This window comes from Cognatiyoonia sediminum (assembly GCF_900129845.1).
Lineage (GTDB): Bacteria > Pseudomonadota > Alphaproteobacteria > Rhodobacterales > Rhodobacteraceae > Cognatiyoonia > Cognatiyoonia sediminum.
Genome location: NZ_FQXB01000001.1, coordinates 108,622 through 124,714, shown reverse-complemented (window position 1 = coordinate 124,714; position 16,093 = coordinate 108,622). Strand labels below are relative to the sequence as shown.

The 16,093-nt window shown below is 52.6% G+C and carries 18 protein-coding genes and 1 tRNA gene; 11 read left to right on the top strand and 8 right to left on the bottom strand.

Going from position 1 to position 16,093, the window contains the following annotated elements; translation table 11 throughout:
- Nucleotides 1-53 precede the first annotated feature (53 nt).
- From hisB to BUA85_RS00645, 3 genes are all read left to right on the top strand, one after another.
- Complete coding sequence (gene hisB / locus BUA85_RS00655; RefSeq protein WP_072898492.1) at nucleotides 54-641, top strand: imidazoleglycerol-phosphate dehydratase HisB; 588 nt, start codon at nucleotides 54-56, stop codon at nucleotides 639-641.
- Nucleotides 638-1,276, top strand: coding sequence for an imidazole glycerol phosphate synthase subunit HisH (hisH, locus tag BUA85_RS00650; protein ID WP_072898491.1), 639 nt, complete (start codon nucleotides 638-640; stop codon nucleotides 1,274-1,276). Before hisB ends, hisH begins: the two co-directional genes overlap by 4 nt.
- Before the next feature lie 61 nt (nucleotides 1,277-1,337).
- The gene (locus BUA85_RS00645) at nucleotides 1,338-1,823 is read left to right on the top strand and encodes a lytic transglycosylase domain-containing protein (RefSeq protein ID WP_072898490.1); all 486 of its coding nucleotides are present in this window, start codon (nucleotides 1,338-1,340) and stop codon (nucleotides 1,821-1,823) included.
- 53 nt (nucleotides 1,824-1,876) lie between these two features.
- Here BUA85_RS00645 and BUA85_RS00640 read toward each other — a convergent pair whose 3' ends face one another.
- Nucleotides 1,877-2,269 (bottom strand): DUF2147 domain-containing protein, encoded by a 393-nt coding sequence (locus tag BUA85_RS00640; protein WP_072898488.1) that lies wholly within the window; start codon nucleotides 2,267-2,269, stop codon nucleotides 1,877-1,879.
- 134 nt (nucleotides 2,270-2,403) lie between these two features.
- Between BUA85_RS00640 and hisA the strand changes: the two genes are divergently transcribed.
- The 3 genes from hisA (at nucleotide 2,404) to BUA85_RS00625 (ending at nucleotide 4,265) form a co-directional block, all read left to right on the top strand.
- Nucleotides 2,404-3,123: a 1-(5-phosphoribosyl)-5-[(5-phosphoribosylamino)methylideneamino]imidazole-4-carboxamide isomerase gene (gene hisA, locus BUA85_RS00635; protein WP_072898486.1), complete on the top strand. Its 720-nt coding sequence runs from the start codon at nucleotides 2,404-2,406 to the stop codon at nucleotides 3,121-3,123.
- A 78-nt stretch (nucleotides 3,124-3,201) separates the two neighbouring features.
- Entirely contained in the window at nucleotides 3,202-3,963 is a 762-nt protein-coding gene (hisF, locus tag BUA85_RS00630; RefSeq protein ID WP_072898485.1) for an imidazole glycerol phosphate synthase subunit HisF, read from the top strand.
- The gene (locus tag BUA85_RS00625; protein WP_072898484.1) at nucleotides 3,960-4,265 is read left to right on the top strand and encodes a phosphoribosyl-ATP diphosphatase; all 306 of its coding nucleotides are present in this window, start codon (nucleotides 3,960-3,962) and stop codon (nucleotides 4,263-4,265) included. Before hisF ends, BUA85_RS00625 begins: the two co-directional genes overlap by 4 nt.
- Nucleotides 4,266-4,316: 51 nt before the next feature.
- Here BUA85_RS00625 and BUA85_RS00620 read toward each other — a convergent pair whose 3' ends face one another.
- The 3 genes from BUA85_RS00620 to rlmB all read right to left on the bottom strand — a co-directional run bounded on the left by BUA85_RS00620 (nucleotide 4,317) and on the right by rlmB (nucleotide 6,043).
- A complete protein-coding gene (locus tag BUA85_RS00620) occupies nucleotides 4,317-4,790 on the bottom strand; it encodes a CoA-binding protein (RefSeq protein ID WP_072898483.1) in 474 nt (157 codons plus the stop codon).
- 149 nt (nucleotides 4,791-4,939) lie between these two features.
- Nucleotides 4,940-5,251 (bottom strand): hypothetical protein, encoded by a 312-nt coding sequence (locus tag BUA85_RS00615; protein WP_072898482.1) that lies wholly within the window; start codon nucleotides 5,249-5,251, stop codon nucleotides 4,940-4,942.
- Between the two features lie 15 nt (nucleotides 5,252-5,266).
- A complete protein-coding gene (gene rlmB, locus BUA85_RS00610; RefSeq protein WP_072900331.1) occupies nucleotides 5,267-6,043 on the bottom strand; it encodes a 23S rRNA (guanosine(2251)-2'-O)-methyltransferase RlmB in 777 nt (258 codons plus the stop codon).
- Between the two features lie 109 nt (nucleotides 6,044-6,152).
- Between rlmB and BUA85_RS16710 the strand changes: the two genes are divergently transcribed.
- Nucleotides 6,153-6,236 (top strand) — tRNA-Tyr (locus BUA85_RS16710).
- Between the two features lie 149 nt (nucleotides 6,237-6,385).
- On the opposite strand, the gene BUA85_RS00605 is transcribed toward BUA85_RS16710, so the two are convergent.
- The 3 genes from BUA85_RS00605 to BUA85_RS00595 form a co-directional block, all read right to left on the bottom strand.
- On the bottom strand, nucleotides 6,386-6,577 hold the full coding sequence (locus BUA85_RS00605) for a hypothetical protein (RefSeq protein ID WP_072898481.1): 192 nt from the start codon (nucleotides 6,575-6,577) through the stop codon (nucleotides 6,386-6,388).
- A 49-nt stretch (nucleotides 6,578-6,626) separates the two neighbouring features.
- Nucleotides 6,627-7,877 carry a serine hydrolase domain-containing protein gene (locus BUA85_RS00600; RefSeq protein ID WP_165611568.1) on the bottom strand — a complete coding sequence of 417 codons (1,251 nt, stop codon included), beginning with the start codon at nucleotides 7,875-7,877 and terminating at the stop codon, nucleotides 6,627-6,629.
- A 624-nt stretch (nucleotides 7,878-8,501) separates the two neighbouring features.
- On the bottom strand, nucleotides 8,502-9,056 hold the full coding sequence (locus tag BUA85_RS00595; protein WP_131802747.1) for a Crp/Fnr family transcriptional regulator: 555 nt from the start codon (nucleotides 9,054-9,056) through the stop codon (nucleotides 8,502-8,504).
- A gap of 123 nt (nucleotides 9,057-9,179) precedes the next feature.
- Here BUA85_RS00595 and BUA85_RS00590 point away from each other — a divergent pair, with 123 nt between their 5' ends.
- The 3 genes from BUA85_RS00590 to BUA85_RS00575 all read left to right on the top strand — a co-directional run bounded on the left by BUA85_RS00590 (nucleotide 9,180) and on the right by BUA85_RS00575 (nucleotide 13,140).
- Nucleotides 9,180-10,295, top strand: a complete 1,116-nt coding sequence (locus BUA85_RS00590) for an alpha/beta fold hydrolase (RefSeq protein ID WP_165611567.1) — start codon at nucleotides 9,180-9,182, stop codon at nucleotides 10,293-10,295.
- A 372-nt stretch (nucleotides 10,296-10,667) separates the two neighbouring features.
- Nucleotides 10,668-11,306 carry a VPLPA-CTERM sorting domain-containing protein gene (locus tag BUA85_RS00585; protein WP_131802746.1) on the top strand — a complete coding sequence of 213 codons (639 nt, stop codon included), beginning with the start codon at nucleotides 10,668-10,670 and terminating at the stop codon, nucleotides 11,304-11,306.
- An 871-nt stretch (nucleotides 11,307-12,177) separates the two neighbouring features.
- Nucleotides 12,178-13,140, top strand: a complete 963-nt coding sequence (locus BUA85_RS00575; RefSeq protein ID WP_083526149.1) for a PEP-CTERM sorting domain-containing protein — start codon at nucleotides 12,178-12,180, stop codon at nucleotides 13,138-13,140.
- A gap of 107 nt (nucleotides 13,141-13,247) precedes the next feature.
- Here the strand turns inward: BUA85_RS00575 and BUA85_RS00570 are convergent, their stop codons facing one another.
- Complete coding sequence (locus BUA85_RS00570) at nucleotides 13,248-14,747, bottom strand: tetratricopeptide repeat protein (RefSeq protein WP_242649018.1); 1,500 nt, start codon at nucleotides 14,745-14,747, stop codon at nucleotides 13,248-13,250.
- Between the two features lie 612 nt (nucleotides 14,748-15,359).
- Here BUA85_RS00570 and BUA85_RS00565 point away from each other — a divergent pair.
- A complete protein-coding gene (locus BUA85_RS00565; RefSeq protein WP_072898472.1) occupies nucleotides 15,360-16,055 on the top strand; it encodes a pentapeptide repeat-containing protein in 696 nt (231 codons plus the stop codon).
- The last annotated feature ends 38 nt before the right edge of the window (nucleotides 16,056-16,093 follow it).

The following is a 16,093-nucleotide window of genomic DNA, read 5'->3' as shown; positions in this document are numbered from 1 at the left end:
GGCGACCGAAGTAGGTTCGGTATAAGGCATCCACGAAAGCAGGAGCAATCGTTATGCGCACAGCAAAAATCACGCGGAAGACGGCGGAAACCGATATCTCCGTTGAGATTAATCTCGACGGGACAGGCGTTTACGACAACCAAACCGGCGTTGGATTTTTTGACCACATGCTGGACCAATTGTCGCGTCATGCTTTGATTGACATGACCGTCCGCGCGGATGGTGATTTGCACATTGATGATCACCACACCGTTGAAGATGTTGGGATCGCACTTGGTCAGGCTCTAACGGAAGCCATGGGCGACAAAAAAGGGATCATGCGCTACGGGTCTTGCCATCTTGCGATGGATGATGCGCAAGTCCGGTGTGCCCTTGATTTATCTGGACGTCCCTATCTGATCTGCAATCTGGAGTTGCCGTTCGGAAAGATTGGCACCTTCGATACCGAGCTTGTGCGCGAGTTTTTTCAAGCGCTCAGCACGCATGGCGGGATCACGTTGCACATTGACAAGCTGCACGGGTTTAACGCGCACCACATCACCGAGGCTGCCTTCAAAGCCGTCGCGCGTGCCTTGCGGGACGCGTTGGAAACCGATCCGCGCAAAGCGGATGCGATCCCGTCGACAAAGGGCGCCCTGTGACCACTGTTCTGATCGATTACGACAGCGGCAACCTGCATTCAGCGCAAAAGGCGTTTGAACGTATGGCGAAAGAGGTGGACGGCGGCGAGATCGTCGTTACCTCGGATGCAGATGTTGTTTCTAGAGCGGATCGCGTTGTGCTTCCCGGCGACGGCGCGTTCCCACATTGTCGAGACGAACTTTTCGCCCGCAGTGATCTGGCTGAGGCCATGATCGAAGCGGTGAAAACGCGTGGCGTGCCTTTCATGGGGATTTGCGTCGGCATGCAGATGCTGGCGACGACGGGTCACGAGTATCAGGAAACCCCCGGACTAGACTGGATCGCGGGCGACATTCATCGGATTGCACCGAATGACCCAAGCCTGAAAATCCCGCATATGGGTTGGAACAATTTGGTTCTGAACGGGTTACACCCTGTTTTAGAGGGTGTTTCGACAGGTGATCACGCTTATTTTGTGCACAGCTACGCCATGCAAGTTTCTGATCCCAAAGACCTTTTGGCACATGTGGATTATGGTGACGATGTCACAGCCATTGTCGCCAAGGACAACGTGATTGGGATGCAATTCCACCCGGAGAAGAGCCAGACCGCCGGCCTTCGGATGATCGGCAATTTCTTGCAGTGGGCACCGTAAGCCCCTTCACCGGCTTGAGCTTTTACGTATCGTGGGGTCAGCCAAAAGCAGGGACTTGCACATGCACCGACGCCTATTCGTTTGCTCAATCGCAGCCCTCGCCGCGTGTGGGCGACGTGACGCGCCACAAGAGGCCCGCGTTGCCGTTGTTCAAGTGAGCCGCGATACCATTCCGCTTCATCCGAATGAAACGCCGGAACTGCGCGCATTAATCAACAAATACGCCGATATCCATGACATTCCCGTCACGCTTTTGCACCGCGTCATTATCCGCGAAAGCACGCATCGTCCCTGGGCCAGAAACGGACCCTATTGGGGTCTCATGCAAATCCTGCCTGCAACGGCTCGATCAATGGGGCACGACGGCCCGCCGGAAGAGCTTTTGGATGCGGAAACCAACCTAAAATACGCTGGCAAATATCTGCGCGGCGCTTGGCTCCTCTCCGATGGCAGCGAAGAAACAGCCGTGATGTGGTATGCGCGCGGCTTTTATTTTGAAGCAAAGCGACGCGGTATGTTGGTCGAAACGGGCCTAAGGTCGGAATAAATAAAGGGCCCGCATTCCGGCGAGCCCTTTAATTTCACTATTCTGCTTGGCAATCAGCCAGCACGAACCCAGTTCTGGCTCGCACAAAGAAGCCCACCTGCAATACAGCCCTTCAGCTCAAGCCGGTCACCGCTGACGTTCATCTTGCCGGTGTAGGTCTTTCCGTTAGATGGGCGGAACACCTGACCGTTATAGGACCCGTCGCCATTCGGAACCATGTCGATGACAATTTGCAGGCCGATGTTGTCGCTCTCAATCTGTGTGCCGCTGGTGTCAAACACGCGCTGGATTACGCCGCAAAATGCCCCGCCACATGGCGAAATCGCGATATGCGCAAAAGCGCCGTCATCTGGTTCTGTTTGCCAAACACCAACTGCAGCATCCTGAGCCGCCGCCGCCGTTGCAAAACCAAACAGGGCCACAAGTGCCAAAACAATCTTTCTCATAATACCGTCCTCCCTCGGGTGATGCGAAATCCTTCCAACAGGTGACGGTTTCAATCAAGTATGACGTTGGGTCCGTTGCAATTCCCCGCCACCCTTGCGATAGGGGCGCCAAACTGCTCAAGAAAGGTCGCCCAATGATCCTCTACCCCGCGATTGACCTCAAAGACGGACAAGCTGTGCGCCTTGTGCACGGTGATATGGATCAGACCACCGTGTTCAACGACGACCCCGCAGCCCAAGCGAAAGAGTTTGTTGCCGCGGGGTGCCAATGGCTGCATTTGGTCGACTTAAACGGTGCATTCGCAGGGGAACCCGTTAATGCCGCGCCGGTAGAAGCGATATTGAAAGCCTGCCCAGTGCCCGCGCAACTCGGCGGCGGCATCCGCGACCTCGCGACGATCGAACGCTGGATCGACAAAGGCCTCGCCCGCGTCATCCTTGGCACCGTCGCAGTCGAAAACCCCGATCTGGTACGCGAAGCCGCGAAAGAATTCCCTGGCAAGGTGGCCGTGGGCCTAGACGCCCGCAACGGCTTTGTCGCGACAAGAGGCTGGGCCGAGGAAACTGACATCCAAGTTACCGACCTCGCCAGATCCTTCGAAGACGCTGGCATCGCCGCGATCATCTACACCGACATCCTCCGCGATGGCGCGATGAAAGGCCCCAACATCGCCGCGACCGAAGCCCTCGCCCGAGCGGTCGACATCCCCGTGCTTGCCTCTGGAGGTGTCTCATCAATGGCCGACCTCACAGCACTCATGAAAACCGGTGTCATTTCTGGCGCTATCTCCGGCCGTGCGCTGTATGACGGGGCCATCGACCTGAAAGAAGCGCTCGCCACCCTAAACGCCTAATGCCCTCCCATCTTGGCCCAAAAAATTCTCCCCGCAGGCCCGCTTTCCACATGGCCCCAACGCTGCTAAAGACGCGCTATGCTCAAAACCCGCATCATCCCCTGCCTTGACGTCGCCGAAGGCCGCACCGTCAAAGGCGTCAATTTCGTCGACCTGATCGATGCGGGCGATCCGGTGGAACAAGCCATCGCCTATAACGCCGCCGGCGCAGACGAGCTTTGTTTTCTGGACATCAAAGCCACCCATGAAAACCGCGGTACGATGTTCGATTTGGCAACCCGCACTGCGGAACAATGCTTTATGCCGCTGACGATCGGCGGTGGGGTACGCACCCACCATGACGTGCGAGATCTTCTGCTTGCAGGCGCGGACAAGGTCAGCTTCAACTCCGCGGCCGTGGCCAACCCCAACGTCGTCGCGGAAGCCGCGATGCGCTTTGGATCGCAATGCATCGTAGTCGCCATCGATGCCAAAACAGTGGTGCCTGGAAAATGGGAAATTTTCACCCACGGCGGCCGCAAGCCAACCGGTATCGACGCCGTCGAATTCGCCAAAACCGTGGTCGCCAAGGGCGCAGGAGAAATCCTGCTCACCTCAATGGATCGTGATGGCACCAAATCCGGCTTCAACCTGCCCCTCACCCGCGCCGTGAGCGATGCGGTGAACGTCCCCGTCATCGCTTCGGGCGGCGTTGGCACACTCGACCACCTTGTCGAAGGCGTGACCGAAGGAGGAGCCTCCGCCGTGCTTGCTGCCTCCATCTTCCACTTTGGCACTTACACAATTGCTGAGGCCAAAGAACATATGGCCAAGGCCGGCATCCCAGTGAGGCAGACATGACCCTCTCCGATCTCTACGCTACCATCGAGGCCCGCAAATCAGCGAATCCAAACAGCAGTTGGACGGCAAAACTCCTGACCCAAGGTCCAGAAAAATGCGCCGAGAAGTTCGGTGAGGAAGCTATCGAGGCCATCATCGAAGCCACCAAAGGCGACAAAACCCGCCTGACGTCGGAGGCCGCCGATGTCCTCTACCACTTGCTGGTCATGCTCGCAGCCAGCGGCGTCCACCTTAATGACGTTCTTGCAGAACTCGCCCGCCGCCAAGGCACCTCCGGTATCGAAGAAAAAGCCAACCGCTAAGCTCTTCCTCTTGCCCAAAATACCTCAGGGGTGCGGGGGCTGGCCCCCGCCCTACAACGTCAGGCGAGACGAAATCACGCCAGTATTGAACCCACCCATACGCAACTCACCAAAGAGCCGTTGATACTCAATCTTGGGGCACCGGTTCTGAATAACCTCCACACCCCGTGCTTCGGCCAGTGCAGTCGCGTCCGCATTCTCAATCCCAATCTGCATCCAAACGGTCTGTAATTCATCCCAACGCGCCAATGCTTCTTTTACGATGCTTGGCACAACCTCTGATCTACGAAAGATATCCACCATATCCACAGCATCCGGGATCGAGGCAAAATCGGGATAAACCAACTCCCCACCCAGCTCCTGCCCGGCCAATCCAGGATTCACAGGAATCACTCGAAACCCCTTTAGGCGCAGATAGCGCGCGACATAGAAACTCGGCCGCACTGGATTAGCTGACGCCCCAACTTGGGCAATCACTTTTGTACGGCAAAGGATATCGCGAAGATACGCGTCTGAATAAGTCATGCGGCCCGCTAACATGTTCCTTTCAAAGGGGGAATGGTAGTTTCCGTGGTGGTATGTTCTTTTGACGGCAAGCCCGAAGCTTCCGGATAACTCGCGTTGGCCGCCTTGGTGATTATCGAAACACCCAAGGAACACCCCACCTCAATGGGTCAATCAAAAATATCCTCGATCTCGTCCCAAAATTCAGACCAGAGCTTCTGCCCAAATCCCTTCCTTTTCTTGGATTTGCGCTTCTTTTCACCCCAGTGCGACGGCTTCGATTTGGAGCGTTTTTTGGGCTTTGGGCGGGTGGGCGTCGCCGCAGGCGCGGTCACACGGTCAAGCCCCGATGGCAACATCTTCATCGCTTGCAAAGGCGCACCACAGCTGGAACAGCTCAATTCATGGTGCGTTTTACCTCGCAAAACCAGCGCAGCTTTGGTGCCGCAATAACAACATGTCGCGATTTTAGTGCCCTGCATCAGACCCTCTTTGCCTCATCCTTTAGAGGCATATAGGGCAACTGCCGCCGCATTTGAGACGTTAAGGGAACCAAATCCACCAGAAAAATCAATTCGGACCAAGTGATCACAGGTCGCCAGGGTTTTTTCTCGCAATCCCGGCCCTTCTGCACCCATGACCAAAGCAATCGCGCGATCACGTTTCCCGTCGACAGCCTCTTCAATCGTTTGGTCTGCCGTTCCATCCAAGCCCAGCACCAAATACCCCACAGACTTCAACTCGGTCATAGCGTCGGCCAAGTTGCGCACTCGAATATACGGCTGACGCTCCAATGCACCGCTTGCTGTTTTTGCCAAGGCGCCGGTCTCGGGAGTCGCATGACGGGACATCGACACCACTGCCCGCGCACCGAAAACCTCCGCTGATCGTAGAATCGCACCTACATTGTGTGGATCGGTCACGCGGTCCAGCATCACGATTCTGGGCGGCATTGGGCCATCGCCCGTCGCGATCTCATCCAATCGCCCCCAATCCAATGGTTTGACCTCTAAGGCTGCGCCCTGATGCACAGATTGCGGATCAATAGGGGCGGCAAACTTACGCGGGTCAGACATTTCTGGCGTGACGCCAGACGCCTCAATCGCATCCGCGAGACGGTCAGCCGCATTTTTAGTAACAACGAGGCGGAGCTTTTCACGTTTCGGGTTCATCAAAGCATCACGCACTGCGTGAATTCCAAAGAGCCAAACCGTCTCTGCCGCAGCAGCACGTTTCGCCTGTTCCTTTGCAACAACCCACTTTGGTTTTTTCATAACGAACCCCATGTCCAAGGCCTTAGCGGATACCGGAGCCTGATCAATCTGTGAAGCCTCACATTTGAGGTTGACGCCCTGAAGTCACACAAGTAATCAGCCCGTCAGTGGGCGACAGGCCGCAAGGTGTGGCAGGGGACTGTAACTCCCTCGCGGAGACGCACGCCTGGTTCGATTCCAGGGTCGCCCACCACTCCACCTAGTGATTTAAAAAATTGAACATGTAGCACGGAAACATGCCGAGTTTGTTCGATTTCCAGTACTTTTTAAGCTATTTTCGGCACCAAGATGGCCAGACAGATCAAACCCTGGCACCTTCTTTTCGATCGCGAACGCTTTTTTTTACGCAAAGTCCCACAGCATCTCCATGAGTTTCTCAACATCAATAAATGGTATGCGCTTCACATCGAACACAACTACCTGAGTGAACGCCTCAGCGATAGAGAGTTCCGGCGGGACACCAAAACAAAAGCCCGTCGGCTTAATGACTGCGAGCGAGTTGGGCGAGAGGCCGCCGGCAAATACCGGCCACATATCTGTCTAATCACTAGACAAGGTGGGCTTTCATCAGATTGGGGCAGGTTCAGTTCTTTAGCCCGGCAACCAGATCTGTGATCGTTGATGCAGGGGCGGCCGTTCCGCTCGCCAGCACAGCAATCACAAGGCCTTCGTCCGGATAGACCCTGACAGCTGCCGCGTAACCTGGTCCACCTCCACGGTGCTGGAGCCAATGACGCGTTTCGCTGCCGCGTTCGAACCAACCGAGTGGGGTTTGGTCAGGTGAACTCGGGCGCATTAGGCTGAGCGTTTCCTCTTCAAGTACAACGCCGGGCGACAGGGCGGCTTGTGCCAGACGGGCGGCATCGCGCGCTGATGCGATCAGACCCGTCGGCGGGGTTGCCTCGACATAGAGCCGGTTCTGCCAAAGCAGCGGGCCGTCATGCATATGAGTGAAGTCGCCCATGTCAATAAGAAACGGCAGAAGCGGGCTAAAGACATGGATGATGGGATGACTCCCGAGCGCTTCCCGAGGAGCGAGGTCGGACGTAAAAGTAAAATCTGTGGAGGTCATCCCTGCGGGTTCCAAAACACGCTCACGAATGACGTCCGAGTATTCCTCGCCGGTAACACCTTCGACGATCGCGCCTAGCACCATATAGCCGAGGTTGCTGTAGCGCCGGTCTTCTCCCGGCGCAAACCGCAGAGAGCGATACTCCGGCATCTTTGCTTTCAGGTAATCGGTCTGATTGGGCAGATCCTCGTCGTAGCGTAGCCATCCGAACACAGCCGGAACCGTGTCGCGCAGACCGGATGTGTGCCCCAGAAGATCGCGAACTGTCATCGCCCGGCCTTCCTTCGCTTCAACGTCAAACCAAGGGAGTACCGAGGTCACCGGTGAGTCGAGATCGAGAAGCCCATCCTCGGCAAGGTCCAGAACCGCCAACGCAGTCGCCACCTTTGTCACTGACCAGATATGGTAGACCGTGTCTGGTGTCGCATCACGAGCCTCGAACGGATTAGCTTGTCCCGCGGCGTGTTCCCAAATGAGTTCGCCGTTTCGCATGACCGCGACGGAGACGGCCGTTGCCGTTTTAGACGCCACCAAAAGGTCCAAGTACTCTACGACTTCACTCTGTTCGACCACGCCTTGAGGTGCGCGCGGGGCCTTAATGGCCGCGGCATAGAGCCCGATGCCCAAAAGCACCAAGATAATGAAAAGCGCCAGGAAGATGCGAAGGGCCATTGCGAGTACCATTTTACATCCTTCCCGTTTGTCGCGACCGCCAGAATTTTCCGTCGATTGCATTGACCGTGGCTTGAGCGTCAATCTCATGTGACAATCTCCTTTGATTGCCACCAGTGTTGCAGCTTCGCGAGGCAGCGGCATTAATAATTGATAATGGGAAAGAGGTTTGGATCTTTACAGCCTGATTGACGCCCTCAGCCCGGTCTTTCCTAAGAAATGCTGGCCGAATTTGCATCTAAGTGAACGCCCCGTTTGACAAAGAAGGGCGAAATTCTCGCGTGTCAGGGTGAACATGTAACTCGAGAGGTCATGGTGCTTAGCGGAAAGATAGTGAATTAGGTCACCAACACCAACGGGCGCGGGGTGTGTGTTGGATTTCATACTGGACTAGGCTTCGTGATACCGAACATCACACGCACGCGCGCGAACTTTTCCTCTTATCTTTGGAGGTTTTAGAAGACCCCGCCATCGCCGAAATGCGTGCAGATGCTACGTTCTAAATTGCGTTCCAGTAATCTACCATTTTTATAGTTTCCGCTTGTAAAACTACCCGATCAGTTTCACGGCAAGTGTGACGCCAGCGATAAAGACCCTTTTTGGCATTCGTCGTTGAGAAAGGCAGAGACGGTCAGCTTCCTTGGAAAAAGCGCCATTTCGCTACGGTAGCTACCAAGATCTGCCTTACTAGCAATCGGTTCCCAGATCTAACCCTCAATCAAGCGTCGTGTTTCGCTCAGCACCGCGAAGTCGGCTGAGTGTGACCGGGGTCATACCGAGATAGGAAGCTATTAAATAATGTCCGAAGAAGTCTTCGTGACGCGGGAAAGCTCTGCGAAACCAAGCTAGGCGGTCTGCGCCACCAAGAGCTGCAAGACACCATTCTCGATCAGCCTTACGGACCTGTTCTTGTTGCATAATGCCGTTTGCCCATTCGCGTATTGGCTCCGAAACCAGCATGAGCTCAATCAAAGCGCGGTTGTCCATCTGCGCAACCAACACGTCCGTAACGGCGTCTATTGACACAAGCGAGGTCCCGTTTCTTGTTCTCACAATATTTGGTGTTACCACACAAGGACCAGCGTGAAAGCCAACACAAACGGCTCGACCGTCGAGATCGCTGATTTGGCTAGCGGCGCGTCCATCTAGAATGATGTGCTCCATTGGGTCTGGTTCGCCCTGCGCTGCAAGGCAACACCCCTTTACGACATGTTGGACGCTCCATGCTGCAGCGAACTCACGCGCGATATCTTTGTCTAGAGCGCTCAAAGAACTGCTCAAAAAAGTCAAAAGGTCCAAATCCCGAATTCCTTATCAAACGATAATGCCAGCCTTGCACGTGCTCAGTACGACCGTTCCAACGATAAGGAGAACGAAATGACGAATTCACCTTTGCAGCAGAGCCAAAAGGCAGCACTCGCCGATCTTACAGCCAGCGAAACCCCCACAGCATCGATAGAGGATTCCGTAATAGTTTCCTACAATCAAAAACCTATAAAAAATCGAATTGCGCAGGCACTCAAGGTTGGTTTGATAATTTCGATTGGCGTTACTGGGGCGTTTATCCTAGCAGCAATAGGTTTGTATTTTGCCATATCCGGGCAATACTTGGTGTCTGCCACAGTGGTAGACGATGCCTCGTTACCACAGATTAAGATCAACGGCGTGCGTCTGCATGCCGAGACATACGGCGACCCATCCAATCCAGTGATCATTGTTCTGCATGGTGGTCCGGGCGGAGACTACCGATCACTCCTTGGTTCAAAATCACTGGCGGATACAAATTTTGTAGTGTTCTACGACCAAAGAGGTGCGGGACTGTCTGAAAGAGTTCCAGCGCAAAAGTTAACTGTCCCAGCCTATATAGCAGAGCTCGATGCTGTTATTGATAGATATTCACCAGATCGCCCAGTGACCCTGCTTGGGCATTCCTGGGGTGCAATGCTTGCGACGGCCTATTTGGGCGAAGCTCCCGAAAAAGTTGCACGCGCAATTCTGTTGGAACCGGGCTTTTTCAATGGTGACGAGGCTCAGGATTGGATGGCACAAGCAAGCCAATATATGTCCGGATTGGGATTTTATCGACAAGCTGCTATCGCCGCCATTCAGTCTCTACATGTGTCCGGCCCAGACTCCAGCGCGGCTAAGGACTACATGATGAGCGAAATCATTCATAGGTTCCTTAATCACCCGGAAAACCCGTACCACTGCCCCGGTGAAGAATTCGATGCGGCGGCGTGGCGATTTGGGGCAACGGCCAGCCAAACCGCAGGCAAAACTGGTGCTGCCGAAATTGAACTCATTGCCCAAGGTGCCGAACGCTATTCGGGACCTGTCCTTTTGCTCGCCAGTGCATGCAACGACTGGATCGGCGAGGACGCCCAACGTGCTCACCTGAGCTATTTTCAGAACGGAGAGCTTTCCATCGTACCCCACTCTGGTCACGATATGATTTGGGACAATCCAGACGAAACACTGCCGTTGATCCGTGCATTTCTTGACAAGTAAACCAGAGACACGGGCTTTTCTGTAAGGATGGCTCGTTGCAGCTACCTTTATCCAAAGCGGTCGTTGGCCCTTTTGGCAGTATTCGTCGATCCGAGCTCGAAGCTGACGCTCAATTAGCTCAACACTTGGTTTTGTTACAGACCACTTGGATTACCCGGCACCCAGCCACACCAAGCTCAGGGTCCGCTACGGAAACTTCAGTCGACCAACTTTTTGATCGTTGGAGCCCATCGAAAACGACCGTTTAAAGGAAGGGCCAGATGAGGCGCCAAACCGATGCTCGCTACACCTTGAGGCATATCAATTGACAACTAACGTTTCTGCCAACATACTTTCAACGGTAAAAAGTATTAAGTACGGTTGGAGGTCGGAATGAAGCTGGTCAATAAAGCCGCAGCGATTGCTACCATTATTTTTACCGGGTTCGAAGCGAACGCAGCTAGTATTAATCCTGCCGAATTTGGCCTCAAAGAAGCCAGTACTTTGTACGCTACGACAGGAGCTGGGACATTAGTTTATAGCCCAATAGCGGAAATTGATGTAGGTGGTTTTCCTGTAACAATTCCGGCTAAGCTATCTTACACAGTCCCGAACCTGATAACTGGTTTAGTGAAAGGTGAAGCCACGGCCGCTGGCTCCAACACCAACGTGCTAATACCCGCAAATCATAATTTGATTATCGATGACGGATTGCCAACCCAAGTCGAAGCTACCGGTGCAAGTGCTTTAGTTTTTGAAGATGATATTGTGAATGGTTTGCTCGAAATACTGTTCGTAGACGAAAATATTTCCGGTGCCGATTACGATGGCTTATTGGTGCGAGCCGAGGGCAAGTTCGGTGAAATCTCTGAGTTTTCATCTTCATTTAGCTGGGATACCGCGAACATTTCCGTGATTGAACTTTCCAGCATCACTCCAGTTCCTATCCCCGCAGGCTTTCCACTCCTGCTTACTGCTATCGCTGGTTTCGCCGGTTTAGGTCTGCGTAAGAAACGTAAAGTGGAAGTTTAGTACGATGTTGTTTATTGTAAGGGAAAAAATGCCTTCGAGTTTGAAGCTTTCTTAATTTTCTAAGCTCACCTTAACATGTCGGCTATTTAGAAAAATTTGTATATACAACTACCTATTTCGTTCAACGCCATCAAATGTGGTTGTTTAGACGCTTTTTACAAATGCGCGAAAAGCTAGTCCGCATCCCTGATTTAGGTTGATTGCAGCACTACCAAAGTTGGCTGTTCAACCCCTTCCCTTTCTTAAAAAGCCACCGCAAGGCAGTGGCGTGGAACAGAATCTTGTTCGAACAGTTATGACTGTCCAAGGATGAGAAGATAGCATCCCTGTCGATCTGCGTTTCCGTTACGTATTACCCACAAACGAAGTTTATGGTCGGCCAAAAAAGGACTGATCTCCATCCAAGGTTCAACAATTAGGGCTGATTTCGTTTCCAAGACTGAACCCTTGGAACATTCGTAGATTTTTAATGAATGAATGTCCGCCCTAGCGGCAGCAGCAACGACACAACCAAATACGTCGCTCCAAATGAACTCCACCGACATACTCTCATTTAGTTTCCAATATGTATAAGCCTAAATAATAATTTGATTTTCTAGGTAAATGTTTGACCATATACAGTTTATCGTAAAAGCAGATTTAGTACCTACCAGGTGCCTGAGTTACGTCAAACTGTGCCACTATTTTGGTGTCACAGGACGGATGGAAGATGGCTCAGAAGCGGTATTCGGATGAAGATGCGTTGAAGCTTTTGCGCAAGATCAGCAATTAACACTTCAATCGTGCAAGACTTGTGCAAGGCCACACAAGATGATATGATACTTAAGTCTGTTGGGTATTAATTATTGTCGCGTTAAGGGGTAATGTAAGCATGAGACCTAAACACTTTCCTTTAAAGAATGCTGTGTCCGTACTAGCGCTTTCAGCCGCTTCCGTAGTGATGGCGACTTCTGCAAATGCAGTCACCATAGACGGCGTTCTGGATCAAGGCTTCACGGATCATTACGAGTGGATCACCACAGGGTATTGGGTCACTGATGGCGATGGCAAGAAAAAGGACAAGAAAAAGGGCGACGACACAGGTGACAGCGCCGATGCTGTGACTAGCGGAACGACTGACATCTACTGGAAAGAGGATGGAGACAATCTTTTTGTCTTCGTCGAAGTGCCGCAGGAGGCCAAGGACACAACTTGGGGAACCGACGTCAATCTTGACTACGGTAAAGCTCTTGATTTCGACGATGCTACGCACAGTGAAGATGTGCGGTTTGATCTTAGCTTCAACGAAGATGGCGGCGGAACAGGCAAGGAAAAGGGCAAGAAAAAGGACGGCGAAGACATCCACATCTCCTACAATTTGATTGATGGCATTGGGAAGGACTCAGAAGGTATCGAAGCAGGCGCAGAACTTTTCAACGACGTCGCAACTGACGTGAAGACATCGCTACATTATCTCTATGCCAATTTCCCAGACAATGTGGGTAAAGAAAAGAACTCGAATTTCAGTCATCCCGATTGGTATCCGACAATGGCATTCGAATTTGCATTCAGCATTCTGAAAATCGAGTCGAAGGCCGGAACGTTCTATGACGATGCCGAAAGTGGGGATTTTGACTCCGTTGCGTTCATCAATGACCTGGCAGGAAACTTCACATACCACCTTTCGCCGTCATTGAACGGTTCAAAACAAGACCTCGTGCCGGATCCGGACAAGCCGCCAGATGGGCCATCGCCGATAAGTCCCGTTCCCGTACCAGCAAGCATTCCACTGCTGCTGTCGGGGATAGGAGGGATGTGGTTCATGTTCCGGCGACGAAAGACAATTTCCGATTAGATCCGAACGATCTCATCCTTATAAGAATCGGGCGGTTACACCGCCCGTTTTCTCTTTGCAGGCGACTTTGCTAGCACGTTCATCTCCAACAACCTGACCAAAGCGGGTCAAGTCCGAAGGATGTAGTATCCCCCGACAAGCATCTTCCCGAATTCCATGCGCAGGGGATGTCGACCGAAATCTACGATCTTCATATCATGGCGATCGCACATCTTGGCAATGTAGTCGCGGGAATGGGCATACCGTCCCGACGGCAACAGCGCGAATGTCCCCTCCTCCAGATCTTCGGTAGAAAACACAAACAAGGCGCCCTGCGCTGCATTCTCGCGAACAGCCGCGAAGAGATCCTCTAAGTCGCCGACATAGACAAAAACGTCGGTAGACAGAAAAAAGTCGAATGCAACGTCACTGTCGCTGATGGCCGAAACGACATCGCTCACGGTCAAGCGGTCATAGACTCCTTTTTCTTCTGCTAAGCCTACCATATTGGCCGACAGGTCCACGCCTGCCAGGTGATCCAGAACGTCTCGGAAGGCCATTCCTGACAGTCCAGTGCCACAGCCAAGGTCGATTCCTGCTTTGAACCTCGCGCCGTCACTCAAGGCAGCATCGAGCATTTTTCGCAGAACCTCAGGTCCGCGGTATTCTAGATCACCCACAAGGTTGGCTTCAAACCTGCTGGCATAGCTGTCAAACAGATCGGTGACATATTGGGCCGGAGCGGTGTCAGTCGTCTCTCCCTTCATGGCAGACAGAAAATGTGCGACCTCCACATTTTCAGGCGAAATCTCGAGTACGCGTTCATAGCAGTTGATCGCACGGTCTGTGTGCCCCGCCTTTTTCAGTATGCTACCGATCTGGGCAAATGCATCGCTATAAGAAGGGTTCAACTCCGTCGCCCTCTCGAAGGCCTGAACAGCCTTTCCCATCTGCTTGTTCTTTTTCCAGAACTGGCCGATGTGAAAGTATAGTTCCGGACTGTCAGGATCGAGCTCGCGCGATCTCTGAAAGTACTTCATCGCCGATTTTGGGTCACCGAGATGGCTATAGCTCGACCCCGCCTTGCAGAGCAATACAGGATCATTGGGGTTCTCATGCAGCGCATCTTCAACAATCAAAGCAGCCTTGCGAAGATTTCGGGCAGCCCGCTCCATCCGCTCAAAATTCCACTGGGCATCGGGGCTGTCCGGTGCGAGCTGGGCCGCCGCCGCAAAGGCATCGCGGGCACCCATGACATCAGACCCGACAAGGTACATGGCCCCCAGATTGCTCTGCAATGTTGTGTTTAAGGGATCAAGGCGCACCGCCTCTTTCATAGCAGTGGTCGCTTCATTGAGCCGTCCAGTTCGGAAAAACGAGATAGCTAGGTTGTGGTGGAGCTGCGGAATTTCAGGGTCACGGCTTCTAATGGATTCAAAGACACGGATCGCTTTGTCGTGTTCTCCAAGCTTACCATACGCCGAGGCGATGATGTTTAGCACGAACAGGTTGTCGGGATACTTTCGAGAAAGCCGTGCAGCCCGCGACAAGGCATCATGGTCCCTGCCCCGGTCGAGCAGTTTGACCAGCGCGTCAAGCTGTTTCTTTGCGGGTTCGTCTGCCTTCATTGTCACCTGTTTCCGCCTTTACTGCTGGCTTGGACTGAAGAAACGCATACCGAATATTAGCAAACAATCAATTGCCCGCAGCAACGGATCGATCACAAGCGACTTGAAGAATGAAACTGCGATCCATAGCAAAGGGCACCTTCCCATCGAAACGCAAATTCAAGATCCTCTATGGGCCACTCACCCTATTAGAGTGCAGCCGGTCGAAGGTTAATTCTGCCCGCGTAGCAGCCTTTGCTCAAACCTATTCGAAACAGGTCATCTATAACGTCGAGATATTATGAAATTCTTAACGCCATAAAACTTTACCACAAAGTTGGTGTCACAAAAGACATTCACAGCTAGTCTTTTGCTGCTAACTAGTCAGAAGTGCAGATCTGACACTCCGGCCGGCCGTAGCAGTGACGTCGCCATTGAAATACCGCATGAGAAACTTGTCGAAACTCGAAAACAGACTGCTGTACCCCACCTCTGTTTGTGAGTTCCCCATGCTAGATCCCCCATTTCTATTGAAATAGTTGAGATACAAAAAACGCTTTGATACGCTTTCTAGGCGGCATCATCTAGTGCTGACAGAAGCGTAGATAAATTGACAAGAGGAGCTGTTATAAGATGAAACGGACTTTTACGGCACTGACTATCTCTATTACCATGTTTGGCAGTAGCGCATCTGCATTTGATCCAAATGATCTACAGAAGCTGAGCAATACTCGTGATTGCAAAGACTGTGATCTGGGGCTTGCCGATCTTAGTGATGCTAATCTAGGTGGCTCTAATCTGAGTGGCGCTAATTTGAGTGGTGCTAATTTGGTCAATGCTAATATCAATGCTGCCAAATTGGAATATTCTGATCTGGCTGCTGCCGTTCTGAGTGGTGCCAATTTGAGAGATGCCAATTTGAATAATGCTGATCTAAGCGCCGCTAATCTGGTCAGTGCCGATCTGAGTGGTGCTGATCTGACAGGTGCCAATCTCAATGCATCTAATCTCAATGCTGCTAACCTGAGAGGCACTACACTGACAACTGCTGGTATTAGTGCAGCTAATCTGAGAGATGCTGATCTGAGTGGCGCTAACTTAAAAAATGCTGATCTAAGTGCTTCTAATCTGGCAGGGTCCGATCTAAGCGGCGCTGATCTGACAGGTGTTGATCTGGGTGCTGCTAATCTAAGCGGAGCTAATCTTAGCAGTGCCGATCTGAGCAATGCTAGTTTGATAGGTGCTAACCTTGGTGCTGCCAACCTAAACGGGGTAACCCGCTGCAACACTATTATGCCAGATACTTCAGTGGACAACAGCGGGTGCTGAAAGTTTAATTCAACGGTTGCGGTTAGTTTTTGGACTAT